18 protein-coding genes and 2 pseudogenes are annotated in these 16,894 nt (G+C 65.1%); 8 read left to right on the top strand and 12 right to left on the bottom strand.

Going from position 1 to position 16,894, the window contains the following annotated elements:
- Nucleotides 1-23: 23 nt before the first annotated feature.
- Nucleotides 24-2,312: a nitric-oxide reductase large subunit gene (locus E1J61_RS21280; protein ID WP_133095973.1), complete on the top strand. Its 2,289-nt coding sequence runs from the start codon at nt 24-26 to the stop codon at nt 2,310-2,312.
- A gap of 89 nt (nt 2,313-2,401) precedes the next feature.
- Here E1J61_RS21280 and E1J61_RS37450 read toward each other — a convergent pair whose 3' ends face one another.
- Nucleotides 2,402-2,578 (bottom strand): hypothetical protein, encoded by a 177-nt coding sequence (locus E1J61_RS37450; RefSeq protein WP_165971511.1) that lies wholly within the window; start codon nt 2,576-2,578, stop codon nt 2,402-2,404.
- A gap of 40 nt (nt 2,579-2,618) precedes the next feature.
- The gene (locus E1J61_RS21275; protein WP_133095972.1) at nt 2,619-3,932 is read right to left on the bottom strand and encodes a DUF3422 family protein; all 1,314 of its coding nucleotides are present in this window, start codon (nt 3,930-3,932) and stop codon (nt 2,619-2,621) included.
- Nucleotides 3,933-4,081: 149 nt separating this feature from the next.
- Between E1J61_RS21275 and E1J61_RS21270 the strand changes: the two genes are divergently transcribed.
- Nucleotides 4,082-4,948, top strand: coding sequence for a LysR family transcriptional regulator (locus tag E1J61_RS21270; RefSeq protein ID WP_133095971.1), 867 nt, complete (start codon nt 4,082-4,084; stop codon nt 4,946-4,948).
- Between the two features lie 306 nt (nt 4,949-5,254).
- Here the strand turns inward: E1J61_RS21270 and E1J61_RS21265 are convergent, their stop codons facing one another.
- From E1J61_RS21265 to E1J61_RS21240, 6 genes are all read right to left on the bottom strand, one after another.
- Nucleotides 5,255-6,100, bottom strand: coding sequence for a cytochrome c (locus tag E1J61_RS21265; RefSeq protein WP_133095970.1), 846 nt, complete (start codon nt 6,098-6,100; stop codon nt 5,255-5,257).
- A gap of 138 nt (nt 6,101-6,238) precedes the next feature.
- The gene (locus E1J61_RS38345) at nt 6,239-6,457 is read right to left on the bottom strand and encodes a GDCCVxC domain-containing (seleno)protein (RefSeq protein WP_133095969.1); all 219 of its coding nucleotides are present in this window, start codon (nt 6,455-6,457) and stop codon (nt 6,239-6,241) included.
- A gap of 48 nt (nt 6,458-6,505) precedes the next feature.
- Nucleotides 6,506-6,982, bottom strand: coding sequence for a DoxX family protein (locus tag E1J61_RS21255; RefSeq protein ID WP_133095968.1), 477 nt, complete (start codon nt 6,980-6,982; stop codon nt 6,506-6,508).
- A 24-nt stretch (nt 6,983-7,006) separates the two neighbouring features.
- The gene (locus tag E1J61_RS21250) at nt 7,007-7,792 is read right to left on the bottom strand and encodes a DNA-binding domain-containing protein (RefSeq protein ID WP_133095967.1); all 786 of its coding nucleotides are present in this window, start codon (nt 7,790-7,792) and stop codon (nt 7,007-7,009) included.
- Complete coding sequence (locus E1J61_RS21245) at nt 7,764-8,645, bottom strand: DUF692 domain-containing protein (protein WP_133095966.1); 882 nt, start codon at nt 8,643-8,645, stop codon at nt 7,764-7,766. The genes E1J61_RS21250 and E1J61_RS21245 overlap by 29 nt, the downstream gene beginning before the upstream one ends.
- Nucleotides 8,646-8,656: 11 nt before the next feature.
- A complete protein-coding gene (locus E1J61_RS21240; protein ID WP_133095965.1) occupies nt 8,657-8,977 on the bottom strand; it encodes a DUF2282 domain-containing protein in 321 nt (106 codons plus the stop codon).
- A gap of 285 nt (nt 8,978-9,262) precedes the next feature.
- Here E1J61_RS21240 and E1J61_RS21235 point away from each other — a divergent pair, with 285 nt between their 5' ends.
- A complete protein-coding gene (locus E1J61_RS21235; protein ID WP_243736938.1) occupies nt 9,263-9,793 on the top strand; it encodes a sigma-70 family RNA polymerase sigma factor in 531 nt (176 codons plus the stop codon).
- Complete coding sequence (locus tag E1J61_RS21230) at nt 9,790-10,461, top strand: NrsF family protein (protein WP_133095964.1); 672 nt, start codon at nt 9,790-9,792, stop codon at nt 10,459-10,461. The genes E1J61_RS21235 and E1J61_RS21230 overlap by 4 nt, the downstream gene beginning before the upstream one ends.
- A 106-nt stretch (nt 10,462-10,567) precedes the next feature.
- Here E1J61_RS21230 and E1J61_RS21225 read toward each other — a convergent pair whose 3' ends face one another.
- Entirely contained in the window at nt 10,568-11,482 is a 915-nt protein-coding gene (locus E1J61_RS21225) for a sterol desaturase family protein (protein WP_133095963.1), read from the bottom strand.
- Nucleotides 11,483-11,736: 254 nt separating this feature from the next.
- On the opposite strand from E1J61_RS21225, the gene E1J61_RS21220 reads away from it, so the two are divergent.
- A complete protein-coding gene (locus E1J61_RS21220; RefSeq protein WP_133095962.1) occupies nt 11,737-12,030 on the top strand; it encodes a hypothetical protein in 294 nt (97 codons plus the stop codon).
- A gap of 89 nt (nt 12,031-12,119) precedes the next feature.
- Nucleotides 12,120-12,413 (top strand): EF-hand domain-containing protein, encoded by a 294-nt coding sequence (locus E1J61_RS21215; RefSeq protein ID WP_133095961.1) that lies wholly within the window; start codon nt 12,120-12,122, stop codon nt 12,411-12,413.
- A gap of 33 nt (nt 12,414-12,446) precedes the next feature.
- On the opposite strand, the gene E1J61_RS21210 is transcribed toward E1J61_RS21215, so the two are convergent.
- From E1J61_RS21210 to E1J61_RS21200, 3 genes and pseudogenes are all read right to left on the bottom strand, one after another.
- Nucleotides 12,447-13,709: an MFS transporter gene (locus E1J61_RS21210; protein ID WP_133095960.1), complete on the bottom strand. Its 1,263-nt coding sequence runs from the start codon at nt 13,707-13,709 to the stop codon at nt 12,447-12,449.
- A gap of 37 nt (nt 13,710-13,746) precedes the next feature.
- Nucleotides 13,747-14,733, bottom strand: a complete 987-nt coding sequence (locus tag E1J61_RS21205) for a chromate transporter (protein WP_133096048.1) — start codon at nt 14,731-14,733, stop codon at nt 13,747-13,749.
- A 170-nt stretch (nt 14,734-14,903) separates the two neighbouring features.
- A pseudogene (locus E1J61_RS21200) lies at nt 14,904-15,296 on the bottom strand (Chromate resistance protein ChrB); the annotation flags it as partial.
- On the opposite strand from E1J61_RS21200, the gene E1J61_RS37445 reads away from it, so the two are divergent.
- Nucleotides 15,256-15,468 (top strand): hypothetical protein, encoded by a 213-nt coding sequence (locus E1J61_RS37445; RefSeq protein WP_165971505.1) that lies wholly within the window; start codon nt 15,256-15,258, stop codon nt 15,466-15,468. The pseudogene E1J61_RS21200 and the gene E1J61_RS37445 overlap by 41 nt on opposite strands.
- Nucleotides 15,456-16,859, top strand: a pseudogene (locus E1J61_RS21195) (efflux RND transporter permease subunit); the annotation flags it as partial. The gene E1J61_RS37445 and the pseudogene E1J61_RS21195, both read left to right, overlap by 13 nt.
- Nucleotides 16,860-16,894: the final 35 nt, after the last annotated feature.

Below are 16,894 nucleotides of genomic sequence, written 5' to 3'. Positions count from 1 at the left end.
TCACAACCAAACGACTTCGCATCATGGGTTCCTACCGCAGACTCTGGTTCATGCTGATCGCCGTGCTGGCGGTCACTTTCTCCCTGCTCGGCTACTACGGCGTCGAGGTATACCGGCAGGCCCCGCCAATGCCGGCCAAGGTGGTCACGGCCGAAGGCCGCACCCTGTTCACCGGCGACGAGATCCTGGACGGCCAGACCGCCTGGCAGTCGGTGGGCGGCATGCAGCTCGGCTCGATCTGGGGCCATGGCGCCTACCAGGCGCCGGACTGGACCGCCGACTGGCTGCACCGCGAACTGACCGCGTGGCTCGAGCTGGCGGCGCAGGACACGTACGGCCGTCCGTACGCCAAGCTGGCCGCGCCCGAACAGGCCGCGCTGCGCGAGCAGTTGCGCACGGAATACCGCGGCAACGCCACCGATCCGGCCACCAACGTGCTGACCGTGTCGAAGCGCCGCGCGCAGGCCATCGCCAACACCGCGGCCTACTACGACCAGCTCTTCTCCGACGCGCCGGCACTGCACACCACGCGCGATCACTACGCCATGAAGGAGAACACGCTGCCCAGCGCCGAGCGGCGCCAGCAGCTGACACAGTTCTTCTTCTGGACCGCATGGGTCGCCTCGACCGCGCGTCCCGGGCATGAAGCCACCTACACCAACAACTGGCCGCATGAGCCGCTGATCGGCAACAAGCCGACCAGCGAAAACGTGGTGTGGTCGGTGATCAGCGTGGTGGTGCTGCTGGCCGGCGTGGGCTTCCTGGTGTGGGCATGGGCCTTCCTGCGCGGCAAGGAAGAGACGCCGCCGCAGGCGCCCGCGCGCGACCCGCTGCTGTCGGTGGCGCTGACCCCGTCGCAGCGCGCGCTGGGCAAGTACCTGTTCCTGGTGGTGGCGCTGTTCGTGTTCCAGGTGTTCCTGGGCGGCTTTACCGCGCACTACACCGTCGAGGGGCAGAAGTTCTATGGCATCGACGTATCGCAGTGGTTCCCGTACGCGCTGGTGCGCACCTGGCATATCCAGAGCGCGTTGTTCTGGATCGCCACGGGCTTCCTGGCCGCTGGCCTGTTCCTGGCGCCGCTGATCAACGGCGGCAAGGACCCGAAGTTCCAGCGGCTCGGCGTCGATGTCCTGTTCTGGGCGCTGGTGGTCGTGGTGGTGGGCTCGTTTGCCGGCAACTACCTGGCGATTGCGCAGAAGCTGCCGCCGCACCTGAACTTCTGGCTGGGCCACCAGGGCTATGAATATGTCGACCTGGGCCGGCTGTGGCAGATCGGCAAGTTCGCCGGCATCCTGATCTGGCTCGTGCTGATGATGCGCGGCATCCTGCCGGCGCTGCGCGCGCGCGGCACCGACCGCAACCTGCTGGCGCTGCTGACCTCGTCGGTGGTGGCGATCGGCCTGTTCTACGGCGCGGGCCTGGCCTACGGCGAGCGCACCAGCCTGACGGTGATGGAGTACTGGCGCTGGTGGGTGGTGCACCTGTGGGTGGAAGGCTTCTTCGAGGTCTTCGCCACCACCGCGCTGGCCTTTATCTTCGCCACGCTGGGGCTGGTGTCGCGCCCGATGGCGACCGCGGCCAGCCTGGCCTCGGCATCGCTGTTCATGCTCGGCGGCATCCCCGGCACCTTCCACCACCTGTACTTTGCCGGCACCACCACGCCGGTGATGGCGGTCGGCGCCGCGTTCAGCGCGCTGGAAGTGGTGCCGCTGATCGTGCTGGGCCATGAGGCCTGGGAGAACTGGAGCCTGAAGCAGCGCGCGCCGTGGATGGCGGACCTGAAGTGGCCGCTAATGTGCTTCGTCGCGGTGGCGTTCTGGAACATGCTGGGCGCCGGCGTATTCGGCTTCATGATCAACCCGCCGATCGCGCTGTACTACATCCAGGGCCAGAACACCACGCCGGTCCACGCCCATGCGGCGCTGTTCGGGGTCTATGGCTTCCTGGCACTGGGCTTCACGCTGCTGGTGCTGCGCTACGTGCGGCCGGCGTACCGGCTGAGCCCGGCGCTGATGAAGACCGCCTTCTGGGGCCTGAACGCCGGCCTGGTACTGATGATCGGCACCAGCCTGCTGCCCGTCGGCATCATCCAGTTCCTGGCCAGCGTCGAGCATGGCACGTGGTACTCGCGCAGCGAGGAGTTCATGCAGCAGCCTATCCTGCAGACGCTGCGCTGGGTGCGCACGTTCGGCGACGTGGTGTTTATCGTCGGCGCGGTGTCGTTTGCCTGGCAGGTGGTGCTGGGGCTGGCTAACCGTACCCCGGCCGCGGCGGATGCGGTGGCTGTGAGGATGAAGGCGGCGGCGCGCTGAAGCGCGCGACGGAAGGTGAAATCGACGCAGTAAGAGGTAAGGAGAGGCAGTACTTGCCCGCCCGGTTTCCGGGCGGGCGTTTTTTTGCGTCAGTTGTAGCCAAGAATCGCGATCGTCGCGACGTCTGGCCGGTCGTTCGAGTTGTCCGTCAGCACTTCCGTGGGTGTTCTCTGCTGGCTCACCCAATGCGGCCCGGGCTGCGGCGCTTGCCGGGTTGCCGCTGGCAACGATATGGGAGACGGGTCAATGCTCGTGGTGGCGTTCATATGCGTTTCTCGGTAATAAGCGCTTCAGGTCGACTACGTTTCAGGCGCGGCTTGCCTGGGCAACGCCATCGTGGGATTTCTGGGTCCGGCTGCGTTTGATGATGCCGAACACGATCAGCACCACGGGCAGGATCAGCAAGCCTTCGGCCAACTCGGGGTCGACGGGCAGTTTCACGACATGCAGCGCCTTCAACCCCGCTGCGGCGATGGACAGTACGTAATACGAGATCGCGGCCACTGACAGCCCCTCGACGGCATGCTGCAGATGCAGCTGGTTCCGCGCGGTACGGTCCAGTCCGGCCAGCAGCCGGGTGACGTCACGCTCCTGGGTCAGGTTGACGCGGGTGCGGAGCAGGTCGACGGCACGTGCGACCCGTGCCGCGATCTGTTCGTGGCGTGACCAGACGCTGCGGCACGTCTCCATGGCGGGTCCGAAACGCCGCTCCATGAATTCCGAGATCGTCGGCATGCCTTCGATCCGCTGTTCCCGCAGCTCCTGGATCCGCGCCAGCACGATTCGCTCATACGCACGCGACGCGCTGAAGCGTCCGCTGTGCCCGGACAGCGATTCCACGCGCACGGCCAGTTCGGTGAGCCTGTCCAGCAGTTCCGCATCGTCGTCGCCGGCGCGGCGGGCGTCCATGGCCCGCATCAGTTGCTGGAGCGACGCGTGAATGTCGTCGAGTTCCCGGCCAAGGCTGCGTGCGACCGGCAACGCCAGCAACGCCATCATGCGATACGTCTCGATCTCGTAGAGCCGCTGCAGCAGCCTGCCGCCCTGTTCCTCGCGGAAGTCCTCGTCGATCGCAAGGATGCGCATATAGCCGTCGGCCCGCACATTCCAGTCGCAGTAGACCTTGCCGCCGCCCAGGACATCGCTGCCGACGAGAACCGGCCCGTCGAGCCAGTGGCGCAAGTCCGCGCTGACTGCGGCCGCGGCGTTTCCCGACAGCAACTCCATCCGGACCGCATGAAAGCGCTTGCCCGCCAGCAGGCTCAGCCAATCCGCCGGAACCCCATGGATGGCGAGGTCATTGAAGTAGTCTGTGTCGTCGCGCGGACTGACGAACGTGAAGGTGGAGAACTCGGTGTGCCGCTCCCATTTCAAGTGCCAGCCGAAGGGCGATTGCACGGCGTGGTGCGTGACCCCGTCCGTGGGCAGCGCCATGCCGGTCTGTTCGCACAAGGTACGAACGAGATACTCGTGGATCGCAGGATCCTCGTCCGAATAGATCGCATAGTGGGTCAGTGACACGCTGCCGCTGAGCCGGAGAAAGGGGCGGGCGTGCAATTCAGCGACGAGGGAGGCGCGTAGCGGGTGGTCGACGAGTAGCGAAGCGGCTTTGTTGTCCATGCTCGGAAGGCGGATACCGAAATCCCGCGGTCAAGACGTGGTGCAAGGTTGCGGTCCACGTTTTTGTTTGTTGTTGCCAAATATCGCACGCCGTTTTCAAGAAGAAAAACGCATAATATTGATTGTTGTATTCAGTTTTCCTGATAGCTATGAAGATGCTTGACCACGATGTCCTGGCTACGGTAGTCGCCGTCGCCGAGACCGGCAACATGACGCGCGCCGCCGAGGCGGTGAACCGTTCGCAGTCCGCCGTCAGCATGCAAATCAAGGCACTCGAGGAAGCGCTGGGCCGGCCCCTGTTCGTGCGGCGGCCCCGCAGCATCGTGCTCACGCACGAGGGTGAAGTGCTGCTGGGCTTCGCCCGGCGGATGCTGGCCCTGCACGACGAAGCCTGGGCCGCCGTGGTACGGCCGGAGGTGACGGGCAAGGTAGCGATCGGGGTGCCCGACGACTACGCATCATCGCTGCTGCCATCGGTGTTGAAGAAGTTCTCGACGACGTACCCGAAAGTGCAGATCCAGGTAGTCGGCCTGCCCAGCAGCGCGCTCGCGCCACTGGTCAAGGACAGCACCGTCGACCTTGTCTGCGGCACACGCGTGAAGGGCTTGTCGGGCGACTTCATCCGTTACGAGCCGATGGCATGGGCCGCCATGACGAACGGGCCGCAAGTGTGGGAGGACAGGCCGTTGCCCATCGCCGTGTTCATGCCGGGCAGCGTGGCGCGCGAGAACGCGATCCGCAGCCTGGATCGAGCACGGATTGCGCATCGAACGTCGTACGAGAGCCCGAGCCTGCTGGGTTTGCTCAGCATGGTCGAGGCTGGCCTGGCCGTCGCGGCGCTGGCCCGATGCGCGATCCCGCCACAACTGGCCGTGCTTGGCCAGGCCCATGGGCTGCCCGACCTGCCGCCGCTCGAGCTTATCCTTGCCCGAAGCGCAAAGTCCAAGCGGCCGCCTTGCGATTTCCTTGCCGAGCAGATCATGACGGACCTTCGGGCAGGGGCAGCGCAGGCTTAGCACCGGTCGCCTGTATTATGGCGGCGCTTAAATGGGGCGCTTAAATGGGCGCTTTGTCGCGTGGCTTGTCGCCGCTTTTATCCCCGCTTGTGTCCCCGCTTTTGTCCCCACTGCGCCGGCACGATGCAGACAGGGCTAACCCCGGCGGGATAATCCATACCGCATTGCGTGCATTCTGGTTCTCACCATAAATCCAGGGAGCTAGCCATGAAGCTGACCTGCATTGCTTGCCTGGCGGTTCGCAATGGCTGATCACAAGCCATCATTCGTCGGCCATGCCGGAGAAGACCTGACGCAACCCTGGCCTCAGGAGCCCTTGCGCCCGGCCATATGATGCAGGTACGCCAGCAGGTCCTTCAGGTCGGCATCCGATAGCGTCCTTTCGTCGATGGCCGGCATGCGCGCGCCCGGCCACCAGCGTAGTGACTGCGGGTCGCGGATCAGGCTGGCCAGTTTGTCGTCGCCCATGTACTCCACCGCGCTGTGCGGCACATTGAGATCCGGGCCGAGGTGGGCATCGCCCACCTTGTTCAGCGAGTGGCATGAGAAGCAGACCCGCTGGAAGGTCGCGAAGCCGCGCATGACGGGGCCATCGGCCGGCTGGTCGGAGGCAGGGCGGATGGCCGCAAAGCGCTCCGCGGGCGATGCGGTGATATCGATGCGCGCGATGTTGTAGGTCCAGTGGCTTTCATTGACCACGGATGCGGCGCGCCCCGACGGCAGCGTCCAGATCAGCCGAAACGGGCCGATGCCCTGGCCCTTGAGCTTCGGCCACGGCCGTGCAGGATTTTCCACGGCCAGCCAGGCCCGCGGCTCGTCGGCGCTATCGGCCAGCAGCATACGCAGCGGCAGGTGAGAGACATAGCCATCGCTGGCCGCTGTCGTGGCAGTCGCGCCGGCTTCCGCAGGCATGCCGCGCAACAGGGAGGCCATCGGGATCGCCTTGAATGTCAGGCGGCGTTTCAGGTTGTCATCGTCGACCGTCACGTTGGTGAGCCGACGGTCCTTTAGCAGCGCATCGGCCGTCCAGCTGCATTGCTGCATACCAGCCGAAATGACCAGCGTGGCCGGCTCGGCGCCGCTCGCCGGACCCGCAAGCAAGGCCATGGCACAGCCAAGCGCTCCAACTGCCTTTGCAATCCAGGCCTTCATGGGTGTCTCTCCGGAAGCGGGGTAACGTGTTGAGCCGAACGTTCAGTGTAATAAAGAAAGGGTTCATCACAGATATCCGTGAAGGGGATGATCCGACGGACGACCTCATCCTCGTCGTTCTGCGGCAGACGTTTCACATCAGAACTTTCCTTCACAGCAGTGTCCTTGCTGCGCCGGCGGACACCTGACTGTCCCGAACGAGCAGAACACGCAGCAGTCACCAGGAGCGGGCTTCAGCAGCGTCTTGCAGTTTGCACACTCATAGAAGAACACGCAGGCATCCGTCGGCATCGTCTCCTGCTGTGCCCAACCGCAATGCGGACAAGTCAGAACGGATTCCAGGATGACGTCTCGCATCGCCCCTCCCTTGCAAGAAACTGCACATCACCAAGCGGTCCACGCGGGTCATTGCTCCCCAGTGCACATGGCATGCCGCCGGATCAGCCAATCGGCCGAAAGGGTCCCCGCACCCCGCGCCAGCAATACCAACAGCATCGCTCCCCACTGGATATGCGTCGGCCATGCCTGTGGATAGACGAAGAGCTGTATCACTGCCGTCATGCACAACAGTACCAGTGCTGCGAGCCGGGTTGCCAGGCCGAGGAGCAGCAGCACTGGCGCGGTCAGCTCGACGGACACGGCCAGGTAGACAGCCACTTCGGGTGGCAGCAACGGCAGCCGGTATTCTTCGCGGAAAAGTTCGAAAGCCGTCTCCAGGTTCGCCAGCTTGGCCATGGCCGAATGCCAGAAGACAGTGGCCACCGCGACGCGCAGTGGGACGGCGAGAGCCGAGTACGGAATTCGATCCAGCCAGCCCACCGCGCGCCGGAAATGCGCGCCGAGCGTGAACGAGGACCGGGCTGAGTGCGTGATATGTGTCATGACGAAAGCTCCGCGATAGTCAGATCAGGCGCATGGCGCGCGGCCGAATCCGGTGAAACAGCCAGCGCACAGCAGGGTGGCCAGCCACGCGTGAGCGTCAGCCGGCGAGGCAGCGCCAAGTGCGATGTGCAGTGGAGCGCCGGCCAGCAAGGCCGCTGCGAATTGCCATTGCCAGGCATGGATCCGGTCGACGTCGATGCCGTCGGATGCCCGGCGCACCAGCAGGCTGACCGGGCCCGATGCAAGGTCGACAAGCCCCAGCGCCCGGTCGTCGCGCATCAGCACCGCCCGCCAGATGGCGTCGACAGGAGAATCGGCTTGCACGAGGCGCACCGCAGGGTGTGCCACAAAACAGATCTCGCCGGCCACGGCCATGTCCAGTTCCGCCAGACGGCCCAGGTCAAGCGGCATGGCGTCCGGCGCGTGCAACACCGAATTCACGGCCCAGTCAAGGCGGGCGACGTCCGGCAGGTAAGGGATTGCTGCGGCCTCGGGCAGGCGCGCCAGGAAATCGGGGTACCCCTCGCCATACGCATCCAGCCATGCGCTGCGCGGGGGCTCTGCTTCGATGAACAGCCGGGCCGCGCCTTCGAAGAACTCTGGCCCCACCAGGGCCTGCACCGCCGGATATGACAGGCGCAGCGCGGCCACCAGCGTGGCGGTGGATGTGTTCCGGTAGATGCCAACCCGATCCTGCGGCGCAAGCGCGCCAGCGGTCACGGATGACGAGGCGCGACCGTCGCCAGCATTCCTCAACGCGTTGGCGAGCGCGTGCTGCAGATCAAGCAGCGATGGCAGATCGGATTGCATGCCGCTGTCTCTCCAAGGCTGCCTCTGCAATACGCGCCTCATCCCTCAGCACGTCGAGCGGCGGCACATCCGTATCCCATTCGATCAGCGTCGGCACTGGCCCGAACAACCCAAGCGCCGCCTCATATAACGCCCACACCGGTGGCGCCACCCGCGAGCCGTGGTCGTCGATGCACACGACCTGTCCCTGTCCGAGTTGCAGCATGCTGTGGCCGGCCAGGTGGATTTCGCCGATGGCGGCCGGCGACAGCGCGCGCAGGTATGTCATGGCATCCCATCCATGATTGCTGGCGCTGACAAAGATATTATTGACGTCACACAGGATGCCGCACCCGGTGTGCCGCGCCACTTCGGCGAGGAACTCCCACTCCGGAATGGTCGAATGACGGAACTGGAAGTAGGTAGACGGATTCTCGAGCAGGATGCTGCGTCGCAAAGCGTCCTGGACCTGGTCGACATGCCGGCATACCACCGCCAGGGCCTCTTCGGTCATCGGCAGCGGCAGCAGGTCGGCAAGGTACTTTCCCCCTGCGATGCTCCAGGAAAGATGTTCCGATACCAGGCCGGGTTCCAGCCTCTCGACCATCTGGCACACGCGCGCCAGATGGGCCGGGTCGAGCCCCTCGGCACTGCCAAGGGACAGGCCCACGCCGTGCAGCGAGAGCGGGTAGTCGGAGCGGATGGCCTCCAGGCAGCGTGGCGCGCGGCCACCGCCCATGTAGTTTTCCGTATGCACCTCAAACCACGCAATCGGAGGGTGCTCCTCCAGCACCGCCTGGTGATGCCGGAAACGCAGTCCGACCCCGGCGCGCAGCGGGATCAGGCCCGGCCCGTGTTGATGGAGGGCAGCCATGGTCGCCGGCCTCAGGAGGCTTTCAGCTTGCCGCCCTGGATTTTGCTGCAATCGCCCGCGGGAAGCAGCACGAACGACTTGGCATCACGCGCCTGGGTGGCTTGTCCAGCGCAGGAATGGACACCCTCCGCGCAGTCGTTCCTGGCGACAGCATTGATGCCGTAGCACTTTTCCAGCTTGCCTTTTTCCATCCTCGTCATGTTGTCCTTGACGACCTGCGGCATCGCACTCATGTCCTTCGTGGCTTGCGCCTGCGCGGGCACGGCGATCATGGCAAGCGCGAGGCCCAGCGCGGACGACAAGGTCGAGGCTGCCAATGCATGCTTGTTCATGTTGCAATCTCCTGAAGGTTGCGGCCCCGGATCCGAGCCGTGTCAGGAAATTCGGTCTGAGGCGACCAAAGGTTACGCATCCCTGAAAATTTCAAGATGCGCGACAGGCGATTTCCAGTGAAGCAGAATGTGGGTATGTCGTCCCAGGCAAATCCTTCAGACCAACATGCCGGCACCGGTCCGGAGCACGCGGACGCTGCGCGGGATGCGCCGCGCTCCAGGCGCGGGTCCGGGCGCGGGCCCGGGATTGCGCTTCGCCCGGATGGAACACCGGACTGGTCGGCCATGATGGCTCGCGCACAGGAGGGCGATCGCGAGACGTACCGGCGCCTGCTTGAAGACATCACCCCTTACATTCGCGCGCTGGCGGCACGCCAGCTTGGTAACTGCACCGACATCGAGGATACCGTGCAGGAAGTGCTGCTCACAGTACACGCGGTGCGCCACACTTACGACCCGGCGCGCCCGTTCGGCCCATGGCTGGTTGCCATTGCCAATCGGCGCATCGTCGACAGCCTGCGCCGGCACGGACGCACCAGTTCGCGAGAAACACCGCTTGAGATGGAACAGGAAACCATTTCGACGCCCGGCGCGAACTTCCAGGAGACGGCGCCGGATGCACGCGCAGTGCGCGAAGCGGTGGAGCGCCTTCCTGCCGCGCAGCGCGAGGCGCTGCGATTGCTGAAACTGGACGAAATGTCATTGAAGGAGGCTGCAACTGTCAGCGGGATGTCAGTCGGGGCGTTGAAGGTGGCCACCCATCGCGCCCTGAGGACGCTCCGCAAACTGTTCGGATGGCAAGGTAACAAGCCATGAAACCCACCCCAGACCTGATCGACTCGCTGGTGGCCGACGCCACGCCGGTGCGGCGCCTGCGCCGGCCTGCGGTGCGGCTGGCGGGCTGGTTGCTGCTGGCGTCCCTGATGCTGGCACTGGTTGCGCTCGTCCATGGCGTGCGGCCAGACCTGGCGCTGAAGCTGCACCAGCCTGCCTTTGTCGCCGGCGTTGCGGCCGCCATCCTGACCGGTATCCTGGCCGCGGCCGCCGCCATGATCGGCGGTGTACCAGGCCGCTCGCGCCGATGGCTGTGGTTGCCACTGCCTGCGCTGGCCGCCTGGATGGGTACGATCGGTTACGGTTGCCTGATGAACTGGGTCGCGATCGGACCCGATGGCATCTTGCCCGGCGAGACGGCACGCTGCTTCGCGACGCTCTTGATGGTGAGCACGCCGCTATCGGCCGCCCTGCTGATTATGCTGCGTCATGTGGCACGTCTCTCGCCTGCACCCGTGGCAATGTCCGCGGCGCTCGCGGTAGCCGCGATGACGGCAGCGGTCCTTTCAGTCATTCATCCCCTGGATGCCAGCGCGATGATCCTGCTTTGGAATCTCGGTGTGGCGCTGGTGTTCGTCGCTGGCGGCGGCCTGATTGGGCGTCGCTTGACCACCAAATACGTCGACGCGACCAGCGCGCCCAGCAGGTGAGCCTGCTGCCCGATCAGCGATGGGCGGCCGATCTCGGCGGAAATCGTCGAAGAACAAAAAAAGCGGGCAGCCTGCGCTGCCCGCTTCATCTCCTCCATCCTGCCTGTTACCTCGCACTGACCGGCACCGCGCGCTCCATGGCTTGCTGCTGCCGCAGGACCTCCGTCGTCTGACCCTTCCCGTCCGGTGCCCAGCCCGGAGGCATCAGCAGGTAACCGAGCGCGTTCGGCAGGCTGCCGGCGTTGATCATGTCCTTGCCCAGGCCGATCCAGTGTTCGAACTGGTTGACGAACGGGTTGTGCGTGGTGGTGGGGTGGACCAGGCCGTAGCGGCACGGTTCGTCTTCACGCTCTTCCACGTAGGTGCCGAACAGGCGGTCGAAGATGATCAGCACGCCGCCGTAGTTGGCATCCAGGTAATCCACGTTCGAGGCATGGTGCACGCGGTGCGCCGACGGGGTGTTGAACACTTTTTCGAACCAGCCCAGCTTGGGAATCCAGGTGGTGTGCAGCCAGAACTGGTACAGCAGGTTCAGGCTCAGCGTGGACAGCACGACCTCCGGACGAACACCAAGCCAGACCAGCGGGGCAAAGAACATCGACGCGCCGAGGATCTTGCCGGTCCAGCCGAGGCGATAGGCGGTGCCCAGCGTCAGTTCGTTCGGCGAGTGGTGCACCGCGTGCGTCGCCCAGAAGAAGCGGATGCGGTGCGAGGCGCGGTGGTACCAGTAGTAGCAGAACTCTTGTCCGAGGAAGAGCAGCAGCACGGCCAGCGCGCTGTTGATCTCAACGGTGAAGATCCGGTGTTGCCAGGCGAGCGCGAAGATCGGAGTGGCCAGGGACAGCGGCAGCAGTGCCATCAGCTTGCGTCCGGCCATGTCGGCCAGCGACAGTCCCATTTCGTGCCAGGGGTAGGCCTTGCCTTGCTGGCGAGTCCTGCGCGCCAGGAAGAAGGCTTCGACCAGTGAGATCGCCACGACGAAGACTGTGGCGAGAAGGGTGATCTTGTGGAGGCTGTGCATGATCGTCCTGTGGGGTGAGTGGTGACGCCTTGCTTTGCGGGGAGCGGCATTGCTGCGTCGGTGAGGCAAATGTAGTGGCCGATCGCTGCCGGCGCCATGTGGGAAATATGTCGGCGCATGTCATGCCTGACGGGGCTGCCGTCGTGTAACACCGCGACATGTTTTCCGCGTCGAAATTCGCCAGGCCCCGACCTATAGTTCGGTCCGTTGCCGCGCTGCACCGGCCGGCTGAAACCGAACCTGAAGGACTTGTGATGACCTCGCGCTTCTCCAAATACCTCCGCATTCCCCGCTTCCTTGGCGCTGCCGCCGGTACGCTGGTCCTGCTGGCAAGCAGCCAGGCCTTCGCCTCGACGGTGGTGGTCGTCCCGGCCAGCGTGTATGTCCGTCCGCCGGCGGTGGTGGTTGCGCCGCCGCCTAAGGTGGTGGTCAAGCCTGCACCCAAGGTGGTCGTGGCCTCGGCGCCGCTGCCGACGGTAGTCGTGAAAGCCACGCCGCTGCCGCGTACCGTCTACGTCGCATCCCGCCCGGTCTACCTGGTGCGGTGATATTCCCGGGCCACTGCGCGGGTGCGGTATGCATATCCGCGAACCTGAGTTCACAACGCCGGCAGAGGCCGGCCAAACGGAGAAACACCATGAAGAAGATGATTGCAGTAGCCGCCGTGTGCCTGGCTTCCGCCGGTGCGTTAGCGCAAAGCGCTGACATGCCCGCTGCCGCCAACCCCCGGGTGGAGCGTGCGATGCAGCAACTGCAAGGCCGCTTCGCCAGTGCAAATACCACGCACGACGGCAAGCTGACGCGCGAGCAGGCGGCCGCCGGCATGCCGATGGTCGCCAAGCACTTCGACCAGATCGACGCGCAGCGGACCGGCTACGTGACGCTGCCGCAGATCGAGGCGTTCATGGGGCAGATGATGATGTCGCGGTAATCCCGGTCTCCCGCGGTTTACGGGTCCGCTGGATCAGTTGAGCGGCTTGACGCGACGGAACGAGCGCAGCATGGCGAGGTCGTAGGCGATCTTCAGCAGGCCGCAGGCGACCAGCGGCGTGCTGGTAAAGCCGTAGGCCATCAACGCGGCGGCGAGCGCAGGACTGAGTGCCGCGGTCAGGCTGCGCGGCACCGCGGTCAGGCTTGCAGCGGCCGCCCGTTCAGGCGGGGTGACAACGGCCATCACATAGGCCGTCCGGGTCGGCACATCCATTTGCGACAGCGCGCTGCGAGCCAGCAGCAGTGCCAGGCTAAGCGCCAGCGTGGGTGCAAAGGCGGCTGCGATCAGGCACAGGCTGGACGGAATATGCGTGAACACCATCGTATTGAGCAGGCCGATCTTTCGCGCCAGCGGCACCGCAGCGAGTTGCGAGAACGTCGTCAGCACCCCCGCCACGAAGAAGAACTGGCCGGTCGCGGCCGGACTCAGGCCGAAACGCTGCATCAGCCACAGCGACAGCAGCGAATTGACGACGAGCCCGCCAGCGAACGCGTCTACGCTGAACAACATGGCCAGCCGTAACACGATCGGACGGGAAGGACCCAGTGGTGTTCTAGCCGCGGTCGCTGCGCCATGAGGCTGAGCGGCATGCACGCGCGCATACAGACGCCACAGCAGCAACCCAATGATCCCGTAGAAAACGAACATCAGGCGCATCGCATCGAGTAGCGACAGCCGGGATTGCCCGGCCAGCCATGCCGGTATCGCCGCCGCCAGTGCCCCGAAGGCGGATGAGAATGCGCCGATAAGGCCGTAGCGGGCAAACAGCGCCGTCCGGGTGTCGGGCGTTGCCGATTCCGCCAGCCGCGCATGTTCCAGCGGCAGGAAGATACTGACATCGCCGGACCCGGGGTTGAGCGTGCCGACGAAGGCGATCATCAGAAGCGGCCACAGCGTGGAGAAACCCGCAAAGCCGAGGCCAGTTGCAAACATCAGGGCAGCCGCCAGCATCATCAGGCGGCGTTGCGGGTAGCGGTGCCCGACGAGCCCGATCAGGATCGTGGCGAGGGCGGAGCCGATCAGGGTCGCGCTGCTGATGAGCCCGACCGCCATCGAGTCGAAGCCGAGTGCCAGCAGGTAGGACGGCAACAGCACGGCAACATAGCCATCGCAGATGCCACGCAGCGCGCGGCCGGCAAGCAGCGGCATGGCGTCGGCGTGGACACCGGATGGCAGCGCGATGCGTTCGAGCCAGCTGCTTCTGGCGTTCGAGGGATGGCCATTGTGCCGGGCCATGGCGAGCCTGGGTTTAGCGGAGCATGTGCATGCGCCTTCAGTGGTGCAGCACAGGATAAACCGCGAGGCCGATCAGCGCGGCGCCGGTGATGATGACGGGCTCGGGCAGCTTCCTGAACTTCAGCAGCAATGCAACCGTTCCCAGGGACAGCAGGATGGTCGGAACGTCGACGATCGAGCGCTTGGCCAGCACCAGCACTGCACCCGTGATGGCGCCAACCGCGGCCGCCGTGACGCCATCGACAAAGGCGAGGATGGCGGGCAGTTTTCCGTACTTCTTGAAATAAGGAGCGGGCAGCACGGTGAACAGATAGCAAGGCAGAAACGTCGCCAGTGCCGCCACGCAGGCGCCGGGTAGTCCCGCCACCAGGTATCCGATAAAGCCGACCGTGATGACAACCGGGCCGGGCGTGATCATGGCCACGGCCACCGCATCGACAAACTGCTTTTCGTTGAGCCACTGGTACTCCGTCACGACACCGCCGTACAGGAACGGCACGATGGCGAGTCCGGAGCCGAAGACAAAGGCGCCTGCCTTGGCAAAGAACAAGCCGATCTGGGTCAGTAGCGACCAGTCCAGCGTGCTCGCCAGGCCGCTTGCGGCGGGTACCTGCACTGCCGCGAGCGCATTGACGCCACTCTGGCGCAGCCATTTGGGCGGGGCGCGCCAGAACCAGGCAAGCACCCCCGCCGCCAGCGCCAGCACCACCAGGAACGACGGCAGCACGAAGGCCACGCCGGTCAGCGTGGCGCCGAGGATCCGATAGTGGGCGTAGCCCAGGTAGATCGCCAGTTGCGCCGCCATCGGGCCGGGCGCAAGTTGTGCCAGCGCCATCCCTTCCTTGTAGTCGCCATCGCTGATCCAGCCCCGCCGCTCCACCAGGTCGCGATGCATATAGCCGGCCAGCGCGACCGGCCCGCCAAAGCCGGTTGTGCCCAGGCGAAGAAAATAGAGCACGAGCTGCCAGAGGGTATAGGCGGGCTGCTCCGCGGCGTCCGGCGGGGCCATGCCGCCTGATTGCATGCGATTCATCACGGGATCCTGTCAGGTAGCTGGCTATCAGGGCTTCCTGTTGGTGGAAAAGTGTGCGTATAGCGAATCCAGCACCGCGCCGATTTCCGCCAGCAGGGCGTCATCATCCTTCAGGCCCGGCCAGCATGGCCTCGAAGCCGCTGGCTTCCGGTACCGCAATGCCGCCGTTGGGCTTCGGCGCGGGCCGACGTCGCATCGGGGAAGAAGTCGACCATGCGGATCGCTTCGTAGGCACGCCCGTGACGGCGCAGCAGGCGATTGAGTTCGGCGCTGCTTTGATCGGACAGCGACTTGCGCGCCTCTGACAGGGCCGCCTGCAGTTCGGCATAGTCGGGGCTGCGGTCGAACAACGCCCGGAAAGCGCTCTCCTCCTCCGGATCGGCGGCACGGACATTCAGGAGCCAGGCTTGCCCGCCTTCCTGCCGCGCCTCGTCGGCCAGCTCGCGCAACTGGGCGACCTGCACGTTGCCCGCGGGCAATAGATAGGCGCCGTCACGCAGGGCGGCGCAACCAATGGTAGAAGCCCATAACTCGCATTTCAACAATGTAGATATCTCTACAAAAAACGCTCTTGAGCCACATATGAGACATGAGCTGGACCCCCGGCCGCGCCCGCACGCGATAGGTCAGGTAAAATCCCGCCCCATGTCGCGCGTGATTGCCATCCTCCTGATGCTGATCCTGCCGCTGCAGGCACGCTCGCGCATTCCGCCGGGTTCCCGGTGAATCCCGGTACTTCGCTGGCCGAAGCCAACCGCATGGGCGCACTGGCCGAGACGTTGGTCCGCCAGGTGCCTGAAGTCACCCAGGTGGGACGGCGCACCGGCCGCGCCGAACTCGACGAACATGCCGAAGGCGTGCATTCGTCCGAGATCGACATCGACCTGAAGCGCTCGGATCGTAGCCGGGAGCAAGTGATGGCCGCGATCCGCGCCCAGCTTGCAAGCCTTCCGGCGTCGGTCGCGATAGGCCAGCCGATTTCGCACCGGCTGGATCATTTGCTGTCCGGCGTGCGGGCGCAAGTCGCGCTCAAGATCTATGGCGATGACCTCGATACGCTGCGCGGGCTGGCGGAGAGCGTGCGCGGGCGGCTCGCTGCCATACCGGGGCTTGTCGATATCACGGTGGAGCGCCAGGTATTGATTCCGCAGGTAAACGTGCGGCTCGACTACCGCAAGGCAGCGCAATACGGCATCCCCGCGGGCGAGGCGCTGAAGGCTCTGCAGACCTTGTCCGATGGTTCGCGCATCACCCAGCTCATCGAAGGCGTGCGCCGCTACGACCTGGTGGTGCGCTTGCCGGATGCCGGCCGCACGCCGCAGGATTTGTCCCGCATCATGCTGGAATCGCCGCGCGGGCCGGTGCCGCTGTCGGCTCTCGCCACCGTCGAAGAGGGCGACGGCCCCAACCAGATTGGCCGCGAGAATGGCCGGCGGCGCATCGTCGTCTATGCCAACACCGACGGCTCGGATATGTCGAGGATCATCAGCGAAGTGCGCGGCGCCGTGGCGCGCGCCGGGCTGCCGGGCGGTTACTTCATCAGCATCGAAGGCCAGTTCCAGGCGCAGGAGCAAGCCACGCAACTGATCGTGCTGCTGTCCCTGGTGTCGCTTGCGCTGATCTACCTGGTGCTCTATTCGCGCTACCGCTCGACGACGCTGACGCTGATCATCATGGCCAACATTCCGCTGGCGCTGATCGGCAGCGTCATCGCGATGTGGATCGGCGGACTCGCGCTGTCGGTGGCATCGATGGTCGGCTTCATTACGCTGACCGGCATCGCCACCCGCAACGGCATCCTGAAAGTCAGCCACTACATCAACCTGTGCCGCCACGAAGGAGAAACCTTCGGAATCCCGATGATCGTACGGGGATCCCTGGAGCGGCTGACCCCGGTGCTGATGACTGCGCTGGTCGCCGCATTTGCGCTGGTTCCGCTGCTGGTGTCGGCCGATGCGCCAGGCAAGGAAATCCTGGATCCGGTTGCCGTGGTGATATTCGGCGGCCTGGTCAGCTCGACCATCCTGGATTCCGTGCTGACGCCGCTGGCCTTCTGGCTGTTCGGGCGCCGCCCGCTGGAGCGGATCCTGTCGCAGCGGCAGGGCGACATGTACTGAACATGGGCTTTGGCAGCGACGCCCCCAAGTTGCTG

Source organism: Cupriavidus sp. L7L, assembly GCF_004353535.1.
Lineage (GTDB): Bacteria > Pseudomonadota > Gammaproteobacteria > Burkholderiales > Burkholderiaceae > Cupriavidus > Cupriavidus oxalaticus_A.
The sequence above is the reverse complement of the archived record's forward strand: the minus strand, read 5'-3'. Positions and strand labels throughout refer to the sequence as shown.